The organism is Psychrobacter sp. AOP7-C1-14, from assembly GCF_052376135.1.
Classification (GTDB): domain Bacteria; phylum Pseudomonadota; class Gammaproteobacteria; order Pseudomonadales; family Moraxellaceae; genus Psychrobacter.
Genome location: NZ_JBQSVH010000023.1, coordinates 24,366 through 44,567 on the forward strand (window position 1 = coordinate 24,366; position 20,202 = coordinate 44,567).

Consider the following 20,202-nt stretch of genomic DNA (forward strand, 5'->3'; position numbering starts at 1 on the left):
GTGTTCAGTTATATCAATATCGCAAACAGACTTCGCGCTATCTCCTATTCTCTCTCTGTTCAACTGTGCCAAATGTATAGAGTCACATTCACAAATAAAAACAAATCGACTCTAAAACCTACCCTTCTATATAACGTTTGCTCTTCGCCACTCTGACTAGATCTAGACTCGCTATTTTTTATTCAAACTATCACTCAAAGTTGATTTTAAAACTCTAGAACCTGATCCCTTCAGCTATATGACATCTTAAACAGTCATGTCAAATTCCTGCAAATTTTCAATAAGCTAGACCATCCACTGTTAGTTAACTGCCTATCGTTGGCAGTTTTTAACACATCCATTTTCTAAATCTCGACATGCTCATCAGTATCCCAGCACCAGATCATTCACTCCATGACTGTCCATTCATCACTCACACAAAAAGTCAGTATTGAGGTTACCTCGTGTAGACGTAGCTAACATACGAAGCCTTCTGAAATATAATTTTTGTATATTGTTATGTTATAGTATAACATAACAATATACATCGCTTATGTTCCTACTTATTTTCATATAACTTTCATTTGGTAATCTCATGTCTCCAGTTTTTTATGTCAACAAGTTAAAAGAACCTGATTACAACTCTGTATCTTCAGTCAATTTCAGGCTTCGTCACGCAACGACTGTATTTTCAGTCACAACAGCTTTAGGTATAGCAAGTTTTTCAGTCAATGCAGAAGATACGACGGTCAATATAGACCCCATTATATCTTCATCCTCCTACTCAGACTCCTCTGACGTTCGTGACCCATCGGTGACTCTAGATACGATATTTGTCACATCTAACCCTTTATTGCCTCAGACAAACGAAATGGCAACTGCGACTAGTATCGTTACTAGCGATGCGCTCACTACTCAGGTAAACAGCACGCTTGGCGATGCGTTAGCAGGTGAGGTTGGGGTATCTGCTGATAGTTTTGGACAAGGTGCAAGTCGTCCAATTATTAGAGGGCAAAGCGCGCCGCGTGTCCAAGTCATGCAAAATGGTTTAAACGTACAAGATGCTTCACAAATTTCACCAGATCATCAAGTGGCCGTACCTGTACTAGGTGCCAAACAAGTTGAAGTCATCAAAGGCACATCAGCTTTGATGTATGGCGGCGGTGCTATAGGCGGTGTGGTCAATATTGTCAATGACTCTATTCCTCAAGAGAAAGGGCAAAAAAGTATCAGCGGAAAGGTGGCATTGACTGGTCAACAAGCCACAGACGGTTATCTAGGATATGCAGGACTCAATGGCAGTATCGGTGAAAACTGGCTATGGAGTGGCTATTACCAAAAGACAGATAAAGGCAATATCCTAGCACCACACTTAGATACTGACGAGATTACCAACAGCTGGTACACACAAGACAATGGCAGTATTGGTTTGTCTTATGTGACCGATATGGGCTATATCGGAGCATCGTATCAACGTCTATCCTCAGAATATGGACTGCCCTTCCATGTTCATAATTCATGCTCACCTGATAGCACGTTAACTAACCAATTAAGCTGTGAGTCAGGCCACGACCACGACCACGACCACGAACATGGTGCTGCACCTTATGTCGATATGACTTCAAACATCTATCAGCTCTATGCAGAGCAAAAATTGCCCATGATAGGTGTTGATCGTATCAATACTAAAATCAGCTATACCGACTATCGTCACGATGAAATAGATGAAGGCTCTGTTGGCACGACTTTTGAGAACAAAGCCATTAGCGCTAAAACCCAAGCCACACACAGCACATATAAAACAGGTAATTTGGGCTTTATGAAAGGAGTGGTCGGTCTAGACTACACAAACAGTAGGTTTTCTGCTATCGGGCTAGAAGGGTATTTGCCGCAGACCGACCGCACACAAGTCGGCCTATACTTCATTAAACGACTCACACCAGATTATTTCGGCGCAAAAATACAGAATTCTGATAAGTTTGCAGGTCAGCCGCTATCTAAAAGCGATGAACATGCTGGTCATAATCATGGTGAGACAGCGGTGGCTACCAACACGCCCCTCGATACATCTAGTATTTTAAGAAAACAAGGCAAAAGCCCTTGGTATATTGAGTTTGGTGGCCGACAGGATTTTCAAAACTTGACGGATAATGACAATGATATTGAAAAAACACATGCCGGAACGTCTGTCAGTTTAGAAGGTGGCAAATATCTGACGCCTAATACGCAGTTATCTGCCAGAATCAGTCACTCCGAAAGACTGCCCTCTCCACAAGAGTTATTTTCTAACGGTGCTCATCTTGCAACCAACACTTGGGAGCGTGGCAACGGGCAATTGGAAAAAGAATCCACTGATGGCGTAGAGCTTACTCTGCGCTACGACGATGGCGATCGTTTTGATAGTAGTATTTCTGTCTTTTATAACGACAGTGCAAATTATATTTACGCTAAGACCCAAGATGTTGTCACTGAAGGAGAATCTGCAGGTTTTCGCTTAGTGGATTATGTTCAAAGCGACGCCAAGCATTATGGTGGTGAAATTCAATCACGCTATTATCTTAATAACAATATTAGTATTGGTGGCTTTGCCGATATCGCACTTATAACACTAGATGATTCAAGTCTTACACGAAAGTACGCGCCAAGACTAGTATCGCCCAGAATTGGTGGTGATATTACCTCTCAATTTGGACAGTTTGATTTAATTCTCTCTGGATACCATCGTTTTGAGCAAGATAACATTGCTGATTTTGAAACCAATACGCCAAGCTACAACATGGTTGATGCCAAACTTGTCTACCATAGTTCAAGCGCTCATGATTACACCGCTTTTTTCCAAGTCGAAAATATTTTCAACGAGCTTGCCTATAACCATGCGTCTTATTTGGCTGAACAAGTACCCATGCCAGAACGCTCATTAAACGCAGGTATCACATACAATTTTTAGTAGCTAACTCTCTTTTAATTAACCATCAGTGATCATGAGCCAAACAACTCATGACTGGAGTCTTTTATGAATCAAATAACTACGTTGAGCCGTGCAATCGCAATCGCTTTCTCTTCTCTAATCGCTATATCAGCCCTCAGCGGATGCGGCTCATCAGATGATAGAAAAACGTCTGCCATAGAAACAGATGATGAGCACGACCATGACGACCATGACGACCATGACGACCATGACGACCATGACGATGATGGCTCAACAGCCGTCACAGATGAAATAGATCAAGGTCGTTTATTCATGACGGCAAAGGATGATAGTCAGGCTTATGTTTATAGCCTTGCTCAAAATAAAGTGATTCAAACCCTACCCCTAACAGGACCGATCGATGCTATAAAAACCAGTCCAAATGCTAATTACGCAGTCGTCATGGATCGTACCAATAACACAGTCAACTTTTACCATAGTGGGCTTGATATCGAAAACCATGGCGATCATGATCACCCGTATGCTCGTGATGTCACAAAAATTCCATTACAGCTAAACTATACCCGTCCAGTACATTTTCAAACCTTTGGAGAGCAAGCAGGATTATTTTTTGATGGCCTAGGTGCGGAAGGTAACCCCATAGAAAACCCTGTACAAGAAGCTGGATTCGCACTCGTCACAGATACCGATATTGCTGATGGCAAACTGCCTTATCAAAAGCTTAATACCAACATACATGGTACAGCAGAACCTAGAGGAGACTATGTAATTGCCTCACAACGTTATCAGACAACTGGTAGCTCACTAGCCGACACACTCTCTGTCTTTAAACAGCATGATGATCACTATCATATAAGCCAGACTTTCGATACAAAGTGCATGGGACTACATGGCAGTGGCAGTGTCACAGATTATAGTGTCTTTGCTTGTAGCGATGGTGTTTTAAGTGTTAAGCAGACTGAAGATACATTCAGTGCTGAAAAAATTACCTATCCTATTAGCTTAACCAATATGCAATGTGATGGGGCAAGTAGTCCTGCTCGAATTGGCTCATTTATCACCAACCATCATCATGACTACGTCATTGGTACTGCTTGTGGTCAGCCTTACCATGTTGATCCCATTAGTAAAAATATAACGCCTATTGTCTGGACAACAGATAGCAGTCGCCGTGTCGTCAGCTATGATTTTGATGCACATGGAGAACACCTCATGCTACTTGACGATACTGGCAAGCTATACATACTGGATACTGAACAAGACTATAAGCAAACGGCTGTATTGGATATTTTCCCAAATGGTCTTGCAGAAGATGGCGTACCAGAGTTTATTGTCAATCCAAATACTGAAGTGGTGTATATGATAGACAGCTCAAATAAACAGATTATCGAAATTGATCCTGATGATGGTGAAATCGAGTCAAAAATAACTCTAAACTTCACTCCTTCTCAGTTAGCATGGTTCGGTATAAAAGCGGAACATGATGATGAACATACCCATTAATCATAAATATTCAAATAGCCTTTAGCCTTACAAGCAGTCTTTAACTAGACGCTTCTTAAATTAAGAAGCGTCTTTTTTAGCTGATGGAGCATACAACTGCTGTTACTTCTAATGGCTATGAAGTTCTTACTCTTCGAAAAGACGAAGTCATTTAAGCAATCTAAGCTATTTACTATCTGAGCGACTACAAAACCGTTTCGAAATTTCTAATACCGTTTTTGTTAAATATAGCGTAAGAATAGACTCTACTTGATTATTATTTAAACAATAATGCCCAAAGACGTCCAAAGCTTTATTCTATGACAACTCATAACGTAGTCATTCAATTCTGATTACGCCTACTAGATTCAAAAAGCTCCAGCTAAATGACTGGGGTTTTTTGAATCTAGTAAGATGTCAGATGTGTTGACAAACATTTAGCTTTGAAGCTCTATAAGCAAAAATATCTATTAAAAGTTCTCAGAGTTTACTTAATAATTCAGCCAAAGACAGCTATCGCTGCATGTGTCATCAATTCACTCTACTATTCATATAATGAGACAGTTGAGTAGATAAACAACTGTGTCCTTACAAGATCTGACAAGCCTCATCAAAATCTAATCTTGGTAGACGTTGATATAAATTATCAAGTTCGCCATAACCTATATTAATCAGTAGGTTTGAGGTCCAATTGCTATCTTTGAGAAAGGTGTTATCTACTAACTCATTATTGAAGCCCGACATCGGACCCGTATCTAAGCCCAACCCTCTACAAGCTAAGACGAGATAAGCTGCCTGCATAGAGCTGTTTCTAAATGCTGTTTCCTTTATCAGTTCAGGGCTAGAGTTAAACCATGACCTAGCATCAGTATGTGGAAATAGCTTAGGCAGTTTTTCATAAAACTCATTATCATAAGCGACAATAACTGTGACAGGTGCTGTCATGGTTTTTTCAATGTTCCCTGATGATAGTGCAGGCTCTAAGTGCGCTTTAGCTTCATCAGATTTAAGAAATACAAATCTGGCAGGTGAACAGTTAGCCGAGGTAGGCGCCATTTTAACTAAATGATAAATCTCTTCAAGTAGTGCATCTGGCACCTCTTTTTGTTGCCAAGCATTAAAGGATCTGGCCTTGCCAAATAGCTGATCAAAATCTTCGGTAGATAACGATGATGAATTATTCATAACACTTCCTAATTGATATTAAACTTTAGATAAAAACTGAAGGATTTTGCTATTGGCTGAGCAGGTCTCTGAGATTGTGCTGGCATGTCCACCCGTTACCATCAACTCAAATTGGGCGTTTTGCATATTTTCAGCCAAGGCCAGACCGCGTTGCCATGGCACCAAAACATCATCAAGGTTGCTTAACACTAACGTTTTGTTTTTAATATTTTGAGCATTTATCAAGGGCTGATAAGCCTGCAAAGCTTTTAATCTCGTTGCGACGTTCTCAACTGGTGCAAAGTTAGCAATGGCTTTGTCTTCTTTTTGCGTGAGTGCTTCTATGTTGTCTGAGATCCAGATCGGTGGATACAAGAATATCGCTTGCGCGCGTACAAATGCCTCTACCCCTGTATCTTGTAGCAAACTGGTTCGCATACTAAAACACTTGGTAGTATGGGGATCTAAGCTTTCCCAACCATTTAAAACCACGATCTTATCTAATAATTCTGGCGCTTTGTGAGCGACCTCAATACCGATAAAACCACCAAGTGCGTGACCGACAAAATGACAGTTAGACAGCCCTTCTTTTTTTAAGATTTTGATTAATTGATCTGCCAAATCTTGCATAGAATAGTTATCGGGTAAGAGCTCACTGTCAGGTAATACGCCCTCTTGTTCATAGCAAATCACATGATAATGCTCAGTAAAACACTCAATTTGAGGCAACCAAAAATCAGCATGCCCGCCTAAGCCTGAACTAAAGACAATTGTTTTTGAAGTCTCGTTTTTACAAGGATATTTTTTAACTAACATATGTACCTGCCCAATTTCAGTAGAATTTAAATTGCGGTAAAAGCATCTAATGGTTTGTAACGTTCTAACATTAAGTCCAATTTACTAAATCAATTCAACGGTACGCTCATCGCTGTCATAGTAATCATACGTTAGCGCTTCTTCAAAATTATTAGCGGTGTGTTTAGTGGTCTCTTGACACTCAATATATTTAATCAGCTCATCGATAGTACCTATCTTTAAGTTATGAGTATCGGCAAATTTAACTAAATCGTTTCTACGAGCCATCTCACCATCTTTATTAATTATTTCGACAATGGCCGCCGCAGGCTCTAAACCAGCCAATCTGGCTAAGTCGCAACCAGCCTCAGTATGACCTGCCCGCTCTAAGACACCGCCCTCTTTCGCCATCAGCGGGAAAATATGTCCTGGGGTCACTACGTCCTCAGAGGTAACGTCTTGAGACACAGCGGTTCTGATAGTCTGAGCTCTGTCTGCCGTTGATATTCCAGTACTGACGCCTTTTGCTGCATCAATCGAAACGGTAAAGTTCGTACTATAAGGTGCTTGGTTGTCTTTGCACATCAAAGGTAAGTTCAATTTTTTGCAACGTTCGGAAGTTAGCGTTAAGCAAACCAAACCTCTGGCGTGTGTAATCATGAAGTTGATATCTTCAGGTTTGGCTAAAGAAGCTGCCATCACTAAATCACCTTCATTTTCCCTATCCTCATCATCCATGAGTATGACCATTTTGCCCGCTTTAATATCTGCAATGATTTCCGGTATTGTATTAAGATTCATAAAACTCACCATGTATTGTTATAAAAACAACGACTAATTTTTATATATTTTTTATTTAGAACATATTACTAACTACTAAAATGACACCTACAGGCTAAAAATATCTGCTCTTCTTAGCCTCGTAGCTTAATTAATAATATGCTCTATTATGATTTCCTGATTTCAATATGCCGTATACCTACTTCATAGAAATAGTGGTATTCACACCTTCACTGGCATCTTCATCAAACCAGCGTGATATCACGGTTTTAGTCTGCGTATAGAACTGCACCGCTTGCTTACCATAAGGGCCTAAGTCACCGAGCTTACTGGCTCTAGACCCTGAAAAAGAAAACATTGGCAGCGGTACTGGAATTGGTAAATTAATACCGACTTGTCCGACGTCTATATGTTGCTGGAACGTGTGCGCATGGGCGCCAGACTGGGTGAAGATGGCAGTGCCGTTTCCGTTTGGATTGGTATTGATAATTTCGATGGCTTCCTCAAGGGTATCGGCATACATAATGCACAGGACAGGACCAAAAATCTCTTCGGTATAACAGCTCATATCTGCTGTCACATTGTCTAAGATAGTTGGACCTACAAAGTTACCGTCTTCGTAGCCTGCTACCTGACAACCACGACCATCTAGTCTGAGAGTTGCGCCTTCATCAATACCAGCTTGGATTAAGCGCTCTACACGTGCTTTGGCTTGCTTAGATATTAATGGGCCCAAATCTTTGTCGTCCTTGCCAGCGGATACCACTAGCTGGGCTGATTTTTCTACAATGTCATCCACCCATTGCTTAGATTCACCAACCAACACGACGACAGACAGTGCCATACAGCGCTGTCCTGCTGCACCAAATGCTGCCCCGGCTAACTGGTTCAGAGACTGCTCTCTATTCGCATCAGGCATGATGACGGCATGGTTTTTCGCGCCCATCATACATTGCACACGTTTGCCAGCCTGACCTGCACGGTCATATACATGCTTGCCCACTGCGGTTGAACCAACAAAAGACATTGCTTTTATGTCTGGGTGATCGCACAGCGCATCGACTGTATCTTTGCCACCATGGACGACATTTAACACCCCTTTCGGTATACCTGCCTCAAGGGCCAACTCGATCAATCTCATGGTAACGATTGGGTTTTGTTCAGAGGGTTTTAAGATAAATGTGTTGCCTGTGGCAATGGCCATTGGAAACATCCATAGCGGTATCATGGCAGGAAAGTTAAAAGGAGTAATACCTGCACAGACGCCCAATGGTTGTTGAACGGTATACATATCAACGCTGCTGGCAACGTTTTCAATGTATCCACCTTGTTGCAAGTTGCCGATACCTGATGCATGTTCTACAACTTCAAGTCCTCTAAACACATCACCTCTAGCATCTGCCAGCGTTTTGCCTTGCTCTTCGGTCAATAGCGCCGCCAACTCATCCATATGCTCACGTATCAACTCTTGATACTTCAAAAAGACACGAGCTCTTTTGCTGATAGGTGTGGTACGCCAGCTCTGAAATGCTTCAGATGCGACCTTAACGGCTTGCTCAATCTCTTCAGGGGTTGATTGCGGTACTTTGGCGATTACCTCTTGAGTGGCAGGATTGGTGATATCAATCCATTCGGTAGTCGTTGATTCCGTAAATTCGCCGTTAATCAGTTGTTGTACGCTGTGTGGTTCTGTATTCATGACTTGCTTCCTTAAATAGATGTAAAACAGGCGTTTAAATTTATGTATTGAGTTTCATGAGCGGCTCTGGTGTAACGACCTCTTCCTCAGTGGTCACGCTCATCTCTTTTTGTTTGTTTTTAAAATTAAAAACGAGGTTCATCAGAATGGCCAAAAAAGTCGCTGTACCGATACCACCCAAATCAAAGCCCGCAATGTTTAGTGAGTAGTTACCAGTGCCTAGGATGACTGGAACGGCAGCGACCAACATATTGCCATTCTTACTAAAATCGATGTTTGCATTCATCCAAATACGTGCGCCAGCAATCGTGATCAAACCAAAGACAACGACTGAAGCACCCGTCAAGATCGCCACAGGAATGGTGCTAACCAAGGTGCCAAATTTAGGAGACAAACCCAATAGAATGGCGAAAACACCTGCTATGACAAAGACGACTGTAGAGTAAATTTTGGTCGCGGCCATCACGCCGATGTTTTCTGCATAGGTCGTCATACCAGTACCGCCTACCGAGGCCGATAGCGTGGTACACAGACCATCAGCGAAGAAGGCTCTGCCCATATAAGGTGAGATACTTTTGCCAGTCATGGCCTCTACTGCTTTAAAATGTCCAAGGTTTTCGGCGATTAGGATGATAAAGACAGGTGCAATAACCAATATGGCACTGGTTTCAAATACAGGAGAGTATAGAGTTGGCATACCGAACCAAGCGGCATTTGCAACTGGTGCAAAATCAATTGGCGTGCCCATGCCCATGACATTGGTTAAGAGGAAGTAAACAAAATATGCAGCGACTAACCCAATTAACAGCAACAAGCGTCTTACCATACCTCTGGTAAATACGGCGACTGCACAGATACACAACACAGTGACCAACGCCATCCAAGAATCAAAGCTATTGCCGATGACGCTTTGTATCGTGACGGGCGCTAAGTGCAACCCGATAATCATGACGATAGACCCAGTGACAACAGGGGGCATCAAGTTCTCAATCCACTCTGCACCTGTCTTCATCACCAGCAGACCCATCAGTGCATATAAAACCCCACAAACCAACGTGCCGCCAAGGGCAATGCCAATATTTGGATTGATACCAGTGCCGCTATACCCTGTTACTGCTGCGACCGCGCCGATAAATGCAAAGCTTGAGCCTAAATAACTGGGGACATGACCACCAGTAATAAGAAAGAAAAGTATTGTGCCTATACCTGTAATGAGCATGGTTAGGCTGGGATCAAACCCCATCAGTAAAGGGGCTAAGATAGTTGCACCAAACATTGCGAATGAATGCTGTGCACCTAAAACCACACTTTTACCCATTGGCAGATATTCGTTGATACCTACCGGTGTCGTTTCTAGGTCTCCAGTGTATGGACGCCATTTCACAAACCATTTATCCATTTTAAATATCCTTAAAAAGTAAAGTGTGATACTTATTTTTTGCACTTACTCAATTGATGATAGCCTCTATTAAAATATATGAGACTTTCACAATCAGGCTTGTGTTTGATATCCAATACTTCACAAATAAGAATATCGTGAGTTCCTACCGAGTTAATGAGTTTGATTTTGCAATCAAAAGAAATACTGGCGTCTTCTAATACAGGTGACCCCGTTGATAAGGTCGACCAATTGCCTTGATCAAACCTTTCTTCTAGAGATTTTTTACCGCCGAACACACCGCTTAAATCTTGGTGTTCAAGAGCAAGGGTGTTAACACATAACACCATGTTTTCTTTAAAAAAATTGTATACAGAAGCACTTCTGTTTAAACATACTAATAGGGTTGGCGGTTCATCAGTGACACTACACACCGCTGAGGCTGTAAATCCTGCCCGCCCTGCTGGACCCTCAGTGGTAATGATGTTGACTGCAGCAGCCAACTTGCTCATAGCGTCTCTAAAAGTTTGCTGCATGTCGGTTAAGTGATCTGCCGTAGAGGTTAATGATGCTTTAGATTTATGTTTCATTAATGAGGATTGCGTTACTTGGCTTTCTTTCATTGCTGTATTCATCTGTCATTTCCTTTTAAACAATATCCCACCACATATGTAGTCAACTAAAGCGCCCTACTACGGTTAAATCTTAGGTAACCTTGAATTCACTAACTGCAGTTATTTTTAAATAAGACTTCTTATCCAATGTGTGCTACCGACGCGATTTCGACTAGGGCTTCTGGTTTGACTAACCCACATTGAATACAAAATCTGGCTGGCTTTTCATTGGGGAAAAATTCTGCATAGACTTGATTGACAGCGTCATAATCTGACCAGTCTTTTAAAAAAATTGAATTAAACGTCACATCATCCATGTCTCCGCCAGCGGTTTGAATAACGTTTTTGATCGTCGTTAAAACATGGCGGGTTTGGGCGGCTGCATCACCCACATGTACGACGTCATTGTTCTCATCAAAAGGCAACGTGCCAGAGACATAAACAATATTGTCGGCCTTGGTAGCGGGTACATAAGGCGCTAATGGTTTGCTGGTACCTTCAGGTATAACGACTTGTTTAGACATATCTGTATTCCTATACTGGTTAAATTAAATATTAAGCGTTTGGTTTTGATTGCTTAGCTGATTGTTTAAAACATTAGCTATCTGAAAAACACTGCTGCATACTCGCAACATCAGAAACCCAACCAAAAAAGTTTTTTACGTTGTAGAGTGTGGCCTCATGAGACTCTGGCGGTCCTGCCTGATAACAAGCGTCATCTAATAAAACCCCAAAATACTCAAGAAAAAATCCATCTCGAAGCGTAGATTCAACGCAAACGTTGGTCGCGATACCAGTGAGTAATAAGTTACGTATGCCACGTGATCGCAGTACACTATCAAAGTTGGTGTTAGCAAAGCCGCTATATCGAGGCTTGTCTATGACGATGTCTTGAGGTGCAGGGCTAAGCTCATCGACTAACTCGTAATCCCAACCACCTTTTGCCAATAATGTCCCGTCAATTTCGGGGTTTTTGCGCATGGTTTTTAAAGCATTTGATTTGTGGTAATTAGGCGATCCACTACCACCAGCCTCTACATATTTATTGTCCCAACCATTTCTAAAATAGATGACCTGTATGCCAGCTTGATGGGCAATATCCACGGCTTGCTTTATCTTATCTATGACAGGTTTGGTTTTGGTGACATCAAACCCAGCCAAATCTAGATAACCACCTTGACTGGCATAAGCATTCTGCATGTCCACTACGATCAGTGCCGTCTGCGATGGATCTAATTTAATAGACTCAGGTACTGATTCCAAAACAGGAGAGGATTCTTTGGTAAAATCTGCACGAATTGTGTTAACCGAGTTCATATTCGCTCCTTTGATTAGGCTGGGCTGACAGCTTGGCTGGCTACTGGAGTATCGACGTTGATACGACTCGTCATAAGGGGTTGAATATGATTACCAAAATCTTCAACGCCTTGTACAAAATCGTCAAAAGTAAGTAGCACACCGTCAGTGCCTTCTACTTCGGCAATTTCATCTAACATGCTGGCCACATTTTCAAAAGAGCCAACCAGCGTACCCATATTGATATTAACTGGTGACACACTTGAAGCCATATGGCGAATATTGGTATCTTTACCCGATGTTTTGTCTTTACCGCCTTGTGACTGTAACCAGTCAATGGCTTCAAAATCTGCACCTTCATTGTATGAGAGCCATTTTGCTTGGGCTTTTTCATCGGTCTCATCTGCAATAATCATAAAGAGAACATAAGTCGGAACATTGCGGCCCGTCTTATCTGTTTGTACTTTTAACCGATCATTAATACCCGCATAGGCAGTTGGCGTGTTTAGACCTTTACCAAAGACAAAGTTGTAATCAGCATATTTTGCAGAAAACGCTAAACCTGTATCTGACTGACCTGCACAGATAATTTTCATGTCCCCTTTTGGAATAGGCTTCACTTGGCAGTCATCCATCTGGAAGAACTCGCCTTTCAAATCAGATTGTCCTGTCGCCCAAAGGTCTCTTAAGATTTGTACATATTCAGATAGGTAGTCATAGCGTTTACCAAAATAATCGTCACCCGGCCACATCCCCATCTGTCCATATTCTGCTTGCTGCCAACCGGTTACTACATTCAATCCAAACCGGCCGTTTGAGATGCTATCAAGCGTCGACGCCATTCTTGCGACAATTGCAGGTGGCATGACTAAGGTCGCCGATGTGGCATAGATTTTTATCTTGGAGGTGACTGCAGCTAACCCCGCCATCAAGGTAAAGCTTTCGAGGTTATAATCCCAAAATTCTGTCTCTCCGCCAAAACCGCGTAGCTTAATCATCGAAAGCGCAAAGTCAAAACCATAGTGTTCAGCACTTTGTACAATTTGCTTATTAAGCTCAAATGTTGGCTTGTATTGCGGCGCATTTTTTGAAATTAACCAGCCATTGTTACCAATCGGACAAAAAATACCTATTTCCATAATTTCACCTGTAAGTTTGACGAGAAAAGAAAAAGCTATAAAAGAAATAAAAATCTTTTACGTTTTTTATAAAGCAAAACCTATGCCATATTTTTTTAATGTTAATTATCAAATACTTATCGTTTTTATAGTTGTAATTTTTTAAACCATATGGTCCAAAAAAATGCAGGAAAATAGTGCGAGGTGTTATAAAATGGTGCGAAATGTTATAAAATAGTGCAAAAGTGCACAAAAGCCTAAAAGTCATTTTTAATGATTATTTGAATAGTTTTTGGGCTGAATAAGTAACAAATATGCTACTAGTTGACGGTCAGTTATATACCCAATGAACTTATAAACCCATACGGCATTAACCGCTATTGATGCACTTACTTTGGTCATTCAATGAAGTTGATACTTGGTTGTTTTGACCTTTTTTTAAATTGAATCAACTATCATTTAAAGTTAGATTTATAGAACTTTGTGATGAGGAACCCTACAGTGAGAGAATACGCGCTAAGAGAAGAGACAGAAGTGAGTGCCAAAGTATTGAAGAAGAAAGAACATATCATCAATGCTGCATTGATCGTATTTTCCCAAAAAGGCCTAAACGGGGCTCGAATGGAAGAAATTGCTGAAGAAGCTCATATATCCAAATCCAATATATTTTACTACTTCAAAAGTAAAGAGGTTCTTTATGTTGCTGTTTTAGAAAGGGTGCTTAGCAATTGGTTGTCACCTTTAGACAGGATGAATATCAATCAAGATCCAAGAAATGCTCTTAAAACCTATATTGAAGAAAAGTATAAAATTTCAAAAAAATCGCCTGCTGCCTCAAGGTTATATGCGTTAGAGATTATGCAAGGCGCACCTCACTTGATGCCTATATTAAAAGGACCGTTGAAGTCTTTAGTTAAAGAGAAAGTAGCAGTGATTGATGGGTGGATCGCAGAGAATAAGATTAAACCTGTTTCTGCTATCCATTTAATTTTCCATATTTGGGCAGTCACTCAGCACTATTCTGATTTTTCTACACAAACTGAAGCCGTTTCTAACCATAGTTTGAGAAATAAAAAGTTTGCTAATGATGCATTAAATACCAGTATTCAACTGCTTGTAGACAGTCTGGTTATATGATTTGATATTGAAATTGAATGAGCACGGCTACGACCGAAACCGCAATAGTAGCGATTATATAAAGGACCTATAAGAAAGCAGTGCCTACAAGTTAAGTGAGCAGTCAAGGTAAGTAGTGATATAATGCCCGGATAATCAATATTCTATGAAAGGGTTACATTATGGCTCGTACCGCTAGCGCATTACACATTTTGGTAAAACATAAAGAACAAGCTGAGGACATTATTGCCAAGCTTAAAAAAGGTGCTAAGTTTGATGTACTGGCCAAACGATACTCAACCTGTCCATCAGGCAAAAAAGGTGGCAGCTTAGGAGAGTTTGGAAAAGGCGATATGGTAGGGCCTTTTGATAAAGTTTGCTTTACCGGCGAACTATTTACCCCGCATTTAGTAAAAACCAAATTTGGCTGGCATGTCGTAAAAGTACTTTATAGAACTTAAGAGTCGGCCCTCTGATTGTAAGCCAACTGAGGTATATCTCAAGTATCGTCCTGATCCACACATGATTAACCTCATGACAATCAGGGTTTTACTTTAGCTCACCTAACCCTTACATCAAATTATTCTTGTTTTATTTTACTCAAGCAGCTTTCTATGCGTTGATGTTAACTGTTTGGGTAGCACTTGGTTATTAGCGGCATCGTTCTCATAAAAGCGAAACCACTAGTCTTGCTGAAAGACATTACCTTCAAACTATCTCTCCCATTCTGAAACTAAAACACTGTACTCAACTCTTTCCTCTACATTCAATCTCGCTGCGCTATTAAGCGTAAAAAAGCATTAAGCAATCATTAGTACCTCAATGATTAAGATGCGATCATCTGGTTATTTCACGCCTTGCTATCTACATCGATGCTTCTACTAATGGCAAAGATATAAACGCTCTTACAGAGATTTTTTGGTTGATATAGTCAATTTCATCACCATTCATCTGTACACCGCATATTTTCTCTGCAGCACTATCTAAATTTATTATGCCACTACAGGTACGATAAAAAGGATATATAATTGACGTATCTAAAATATGAGCACTGAAAGCATGGATATAGAAGGCAATACCACTGATCAAATAGAAATCATCTATGAAGATGAGTATATAGTGGCGATCAATAAAGAAGCTGGGCTGTTGGTGCATCGCAGTTGGCTGGATAAAGGTGAAACACGCTTTGCCATGCAGCTTACCCGTGATGCAGTAGGCTGTCATGTGTTTCCCGTACATAGGTTAGACAAGCCTACATCAGGCGTGTTGTTATTTGCCAAGAGCTCAGCCGTTGCACGCAGCCTTACCGAAGCGTTTACTGAGCGTAGAGTGACCAAGCAATATTTAGCAGTAGTGCGCGGATTTATGTCTGAGCAAGGTACTATTGATTATGCTTTGAGCTTTAAGCCTGATGCCATTGCCGATAAATTTGCTAACTTAGATAAACCTGCTCAAGAAGCGGTCACTCACTGGCAAAGCCTGGCACAAATTGAGCTGCCATTTGCAGTATCAAAGAAGCATGCCACTAGCCGCTATAGTTTGGTTCGCTTAACACCTGAAACTGGGCGCAAACACCAGCTGCGTCGACATATGAGACATGTATTCCATCATATCGTGGGTGATACCAGTCACGGTGATATACGTCACACACGATTTTTTCGTACTCAATACGATTGCACGCGTATGCTGCTGCATGCTCAGACTTTGACACTCAGTCACCCGGTCACTGGTGAGCCTTTAGTATTAACAGCAGGATTAGACGATCAATGGAAGCGTATCCTAGAAGCGTTCTCTTGGGTAGATAGGGTTGAGGTTTAAGCTCCTAGTGGGACTTTGAAGCTTTAGCGGTAGTCAAATTATATCTAGACGTATAGGATTTTAGACTGAATCAGTGTATATCTAAATGTAATTAATGATTGAATTGACCAATTAGAATGTGTTTCAGTGCTGGCAGTACAATATTTATTAGACTCAATGCTTTGACTACAAAAATTATGGCACACAATAAAAAAGAGCAAGACATCAAGTGTCTTGCTCTTTTTTATGACTATTAATTAAAGCTGATACTAGAACTGTGAATATTTAGCACAAGACGCTGGCTGCCAATAAAACTCAGTGGCGAAAAACTCATCATCGCGCAGTCTACCTTCATAACTATCATCAAAGATAATTTTATACTGACACGTCTCTACATTGTTATTGGCATCATAAAACTTAAGAATATAATCCCACTCACGAGCGTTAAACCCTTCACTAAAATGAGGCGTACCAATTACTTTGTAAATTTGATCTTTTGTGGTATCCACTTGGATCTTGGCAATCTCATCAGGAGTAACGATAGTACCTCCTTTTTGCCATGCTTTTTCTGGATTTGGAAATACTAAATCATTAGCATCAACAGATCCATGCTGAGCGCCGGGTGTTAAATGCCAAGATGGCATAATATTTTTCTGAGCACAACCAGTGACTGTGAATAGTAAAGCAGACGTAGCCAACAAGCCGTAACGATAAAAAGATTTTTTCATTATTTATCCCTTAATATATTTTATGAGTAATTTGACAGCGCTTGTATACAAGCAAACGCTGTCAAACAGTTTAGAGATGTGGCTATATTAGAAATGGAAGCCTGCACCAATGGCGCCGCCTGCATTCCCTTGGGTATCTGCTGTACCATTGATCTTCATTACCCAACGTCCATTGTCCGAGACTTTAGATACACCAATGGCAACTGCACTTTCACCATTGTAGGTTGCGACACCGCCACCAACCATTGACTTACCAGGAATGTAAGCTTGGGGCAGTGAAGACATTGCCATGGCAGCAGAGATACCAGCGTTAGCATCGTCTTCTACTTCGTTGATTTTGTAGCCTAACTCATTAACACTGTTGCTTAACTTGCCATCTAGAGCACTCAACTGCCCAAAGTTAACAGCATCAGTGGGATTTAGACCATCAGCAACACCTGTGATAGTCTTACCACCTGCGTTAATGCCTTCAGTTGTCATGCTTGGACCGTTAGCTATCGTTACGCCATTTGTATTGACTGTGGTATTGCCAGTCGTGACCGTATCTGCCGTAACACTGTCTACACTAATGTTGCCACTCAAATCAAACTGAATACCACTTTCAGTCGTTGTGGTCGTGATGTTATCACTACCTTCAAACTGAAGTGCGGTGCTATCACCTACCGACTTGTTGACATTATCACCATTGTCAGCACCGAAGCTTAGGCCTGTATCTAGTCTATCAGTATTGGACTGAATATCCTCATTGGCCTGTGCATTAGCGTTGTTTACAGTAGCAATAGCATCATTAATGTTATCTGTTCCTGTACCGCCGATATCACTGGCTGTCAGGTTACCGTCAGCATCGATTGCTGCATTTCCACCAATAATTCCAGCAACATCGTTCCCTAGGTCATATAGCTGGCTACCGTTAATGGCATCCGTACTATCTGCATTGATAGCACCGCCGCTGACGTTGGTTATAGTAGTACCCGCGTCACCACCCAATGTAATGCTGTCTTTGTTGACAGTACCATCTGGATTAGTATCGTATTGAACGGCACCTGCTGTTAAATCTGCCAAGCCATCAGATACGGCATCTACTTGACCTTTGGTTGCAGCATCTGTTGCTGCTACACCATCAGCCACATTGGTAATGACAGTTCCACCAGCATTAAAACCAGCTGCAGTAACACTTGGTCCGACTGGAGCGCCGCCGGCACCTAAAAAGGTAACGCCTGCTTGGTTAAAGACGGTACTGGTAGTGCCGTCAGTTGCCGTAAAACCGTTAGCGCCATAGTTACTGGTGTTAGTGCCATCAGTGACGCTAGTGCCTGCACCTGTGATGCTGGTAACGTTGCCATTGCCATCATCGATAGTATTGCCAGTAGCAGTACTCACGTTGGTATTGCCGTTACCGTCAGCTAACGTTGAGCCGATAGCGGTGTAGTCAGCGCTGTTGCCAGCTGAGTCTACAACATTAGTACCACCTGTGGTGATGGTCGTTGCGTTTCCTGCGCCGTCATCAACAGCAACCCCTGCGTTGTTGACCACTGTGTCACCTGTGGTAACGCTACCAGTAGCTCCTAGATCAATATTTTCAGCAAGGTCGTAGTTGATACCGTTGTCAGCATCGTTGGTTACGACAAGGTTGCCATCAGTATTAGTGAAGTCAACCGTCTGACCCAATTGAACGTTGTCATCAGCACCACCTGCTGCACTGATGTTGAAGCCTTGGTTAGCTTGCGCTTGAATCGTTGCAATGTTGCTTGTATTGGTAGTGGTACGACCATCTAGGTTACCTAATGCATCACCAACATTGTTGAAGTTCGCAGTAGTGCTTGCGTTGTTGCCATCATCTAAGGTGTAAGTCGGGGCACTAACACTACCATCAGCTGCGTTGTAAACAGCGCCACCACCTAGGTTAGTTGCGGTGTTATCACCTAACATATCTACCTTGTCATCAACCGCTTCAACTTGCCCAAAGGTCGCCGCATCGTTTGATACAACACCATCAGCTACATTCGTGATTCTATTACCACCATTGTTAAGCCCTGCTCTACCAAGAGTAACGGTGTCGACTGGACCATTCAAGATAGTTATTCCCGCATTGTTTACGTTAGTATTTCCTACTCTAACGCTACCATCAGCGCCAAGATCAATAGCTTCAGCAAGTTGTACGCTTAGGCCGTCTGCACCATTAGCAACTACGCCAATATTACCTGTAGTTAGATTGCCAGTTGCACCACCTGTAATGTTCAAAGTTTGACCAAGACTACGCTGTACGTCGTTACCGCTATCACCAGCAAACGTTAAGCCTAACTCTGTGACACCAGTGATAGCAGCATTCACGTCTCCTGCGTTGGCAGCATTATTAGCATTGGCAATATTGGTGATATCACCAGCACTTGCAACACCGGTAATTTGAGTCATACCTGCATCAATACCTGTAGCTGTGATGCTTGGTCCTGTTGCACCATTCATGTCAGTGAAACTAACGCCTGCTTGGTTCACAATAGTACTGTTACCAGCAGCATCCGTGGCAACTAGTCCTTCTGCGCCGTACTCACTGGTATTAGTGCCGTCAGTGACACTGGTGCCTGCTGCGGTCATGGTGGTAGCAGCGCCACCAACTGTACCATCAGTGATGCTAACACCGTTGGTGTCCGTGAGGGTGTTACCAGTAGTAACACTATCAAGTAAAAGGTCAGGATTGACAGCAACGTTAATACCATCGGTTGTTGGTGAGGTAATGAGGTTACTGTCTGTGGTCAAGCCAATTGTTTCACCCAATGCATAGGTTCGCTCGCCACCGTCAACATTGAATTTGATACCTTTATTGATAGCAGTTGTGTTGGTAGTGGTACGACCATCTAGGTTACCCAGTGCATCACCAACATTGTTGAAGTTCGCAGTAGTGCCTGCATTATCGCCATCATCTAAAGTGTAAGTCGGGGCGGTTACTTCTCCTGTAGCAGAGTCAAAGGCTGAGTTACCACCTAGGTTAGCCGCTATAGAGTCCGCTGCTGTGTTCAACTGACTACCGTTGATGGCGTCGGTTGATCCGTCAGCCAAACTGCCATCAGCAACGTTTGTAATGATAGTGGTACCCGCATCGATACCTGTTGCTGTGATACTAGGACCAACTTGTGTGTCGGTGTCGTCTAAAAAGGTAACGCCTGCTTGGTTAAAGACAGTACTAGTAGTGCCGTCAGTTGCAGTGAAACCGTTAGCACCATACTCACTGGTGTTAGTGCCGTCAGTGACACTGGTGCCTGCTGCGGTCATGGTGGTAGCGGCGCCACCAACTGTACCATCAGTGATGCTGACACCGTTGGTGTCCGTGAG

The 20,202-nt window shown here is 42.1% G+C and carries 15 protein-coding genes and 1 pseudogene; 5 read left to right on the top strand and 11 right to left on the bottom strand.

The features are described 5' to 3' along the window. Window positions 1–574: 574 nt before the first annotated feature. Entirely contained in the window at window positions 575–2,926 is a 2,352-nt protein-coding gene (locus ACT3QN_RS12275; RefSeq protein WP_444523861.1) for a TonB-dependent receptor, read from the top strand. A 66-nt stretch (window positions 2,927–2,992) separates the two neighbouring features. Next, entirely contained in the window at window positions 2,993–4,411 is a 1,419-nt protein-coding gene (locus ACT3QN_RS12280) for a hypothetical protein (RefSeq protein WP_444529258.1), read from the top strand. A gap of 567 nt (window positions 4,412–4,978) precedes the next feature. On the opposite strand, the gene ACT3QN_RS12285 is transcribed toward ACT3QN_RS12280, so the two are convergent. The 9 genes and pseudogenes from ACT3QN_RS12285 to rutA form a co-directional block, all read right to left on the bottom strand. Continuing rightward, window positions 4,979–5,575 carry a malonic semialdehyde reductase gene (locus tag ACT3QN_RS12285; RefSeq protein WP_444523859.1) on the bottom strand — a complete coding sequence of 199 codons (597 nt, stop codon included), beginning with the start codon at window positions 5,573–5,575 and terminating at the stop codon, window positions 4,979–4,981. Window positions 5,576–5,593: 18 nt separating this feature from the next. Beyond that, complete coding sequence (rutD, locus tag ACT3QN_RS12290; protein ID WP_444523858.1) at window positions 5,594–6,370, bottom strand: pyrimidine utilization protein D; 777 nt, start codon at window positions 6,368–6,370, stop codon at window positions 5,594–5,596. A 105-nt stretch (window positions 6,371–6,475) separates the two neighbouring features. Continuing rightward, window positions 6,476–7,150 (bottom strand): annotated as a pseudogene (ribB, locus tag ACT3QN_RS12295) (3,4-dihydroxy-2-butanone-4-phosphate synthase); the annotation flags it as partial. A 178-nt stretch (window positions 7,151–7,328) separates the two neighbouring features. Then, complete coding sequence (locus ACT3QN_RS12300) at window positions 7,329–8,828, bottom strand: CoA-acylating methylmalonate-semialdehyde dehydrogenase (RefSeq protein WP_444523857.1); 1,500 nt, start codon at window positions 8,826–8,828, stop codon at window positions 7,329–7,331. 40 nt (window positions 8,829–8,868) lie between these two features. Beyond that, window positions 8,869–10,227, bottom strand: a complete 1,359-nt coding sequence (locus ACT3QN_RS12305; RefSeq protein ID WP_444523856.1) for a solute carrier family 23 protein — start codon at window positions 10,225–10,227, stop codon at window positions 8,869–8,871. A gap of 32 nt (window positions 10,228–10,259) precedes the next feature. Next, entirely contained in the window at window positions 10,260–10,841 is a 582-nt protein-coding gene (rutF, locus tag ACT3QN_RS12310) for an NADH-dependent FMN reductase RutF (protein WP_444523855.1), read from the bottom strand. Between the two features lie 119 nt (window positions 10,842–10,960). After that, window positions 10,961–11,344, bottom strand: coding sequence for a pyrimidine utilization protein C (gene rutC / locus ACT3QN_RS12315; RefSeq protein ID WP_444523854.1), 384 nt, complete (start codon window positions 11,342–11,344; stop codon window positions 10,961–10,963). Between the two features lie 73 nt (window positions 11,345–11,417). Further along, the gene (gene rutB / locus ACT3QN_RS12320) at window positions 11,418–12,137 is read right to left on the bottom strand and encodes a pyrimidine utilization protein B (RefSeq protein WP_444523853.1); all 720 of its coding nucleotides are present in this window, start codon (window positions 12,135–12,137) and stop codon (window positions 11,418–11,420) included. A 14-nt stretch (window positions 12,138–12,151) separates the two neighbouring features. After that, a complete protein-coding gene (rutA, locus tag ACT3QN_RS12325) occupies window positions 12,152–13,255 on the bottom strand; it encodes a pyrimidine utilization protein A (RefSeq protein WP_444523852.1) in 1,104 nt (367 codons plus the stop codon). A gap of 480 nt (window positions 13,256–13,735) precedes the next feature. Here rutA and ACT3QN_RS12330 point away from each other — a divergent pair, with 480 nt between their 5' ends. From ACT3QN_RS12330 to truC, 3 genes are all read left to right on the top strand, one after another. Further along, window positions 13,736–14,371, top strand: a complete 636-nt coding sequence (locus ACT3QN_RS12330; RefSeq protein ID WP_444523851.1) for a TetR family transcriptional regulator C-terminal domain-containing protein — start codon at window positions 13,736–13,738, stop codon at window positions 14,369–14,371. Between the two features lie 161 nt (window positions 14,372–14,532). Next, window positions 14,533–14,811 carry a peptidylprolyl isomerase gene (locus ACT3QN_RS12335; protein WP_102078430.1) on the top strand — a complete coding sequence of 93 codons (279 nt, stop codon included), beginning with the start codon at window positions 14,533–14,535 and terminating at the stop codon, window positions 14,809–14,811. A 583-nt stretch (window positions 14,812–15,394) separates the two neighbouring features. Then, window positions 15,395–16,168 (top strand): tRNA pseudouridine(65) synthase TruC, encoded by a 774-nt coding sequence (gene truC, locus ACT3QN_RS12340; RefSeq protein ID WP_444520559.1) that lies wholly within the window; start codon window positions 15,395–15,397, stop codon window positions 16,166–16,168. A gap of 248 nt (window positions 16,169–16,416) precedes the next feature. Here truC and ACT3QN_RS12345 read toward each other — a convergent pair whose 3' ends face one another. Both ACT3QN_RS12345 and ACT3QN_RS12350 read right to left on the bottom strand, forming a co-directional pair. After that, window positions 16,417–16,875, bottom strand: coding sequence for an outer membrane protein assembly factor BamE (locus tag ACT3QN_RS12345; protein WP_444523850.1), 459 nt, complete (start codon window positions 16,873–16,875; stop codon window positions 16,417–16,419). A gap of 87 nt (window positions 16,876–16,962) precedes the next feature. After that, window positions 16,963–20,202, bottom strand: a 3,240-nt coding sequence (locus ACT3QN_RS12350; RefSeq protein WP_444523849.1) for a YadA-like family protein, incomplete at its 5' end; no start/stop codon positions are given.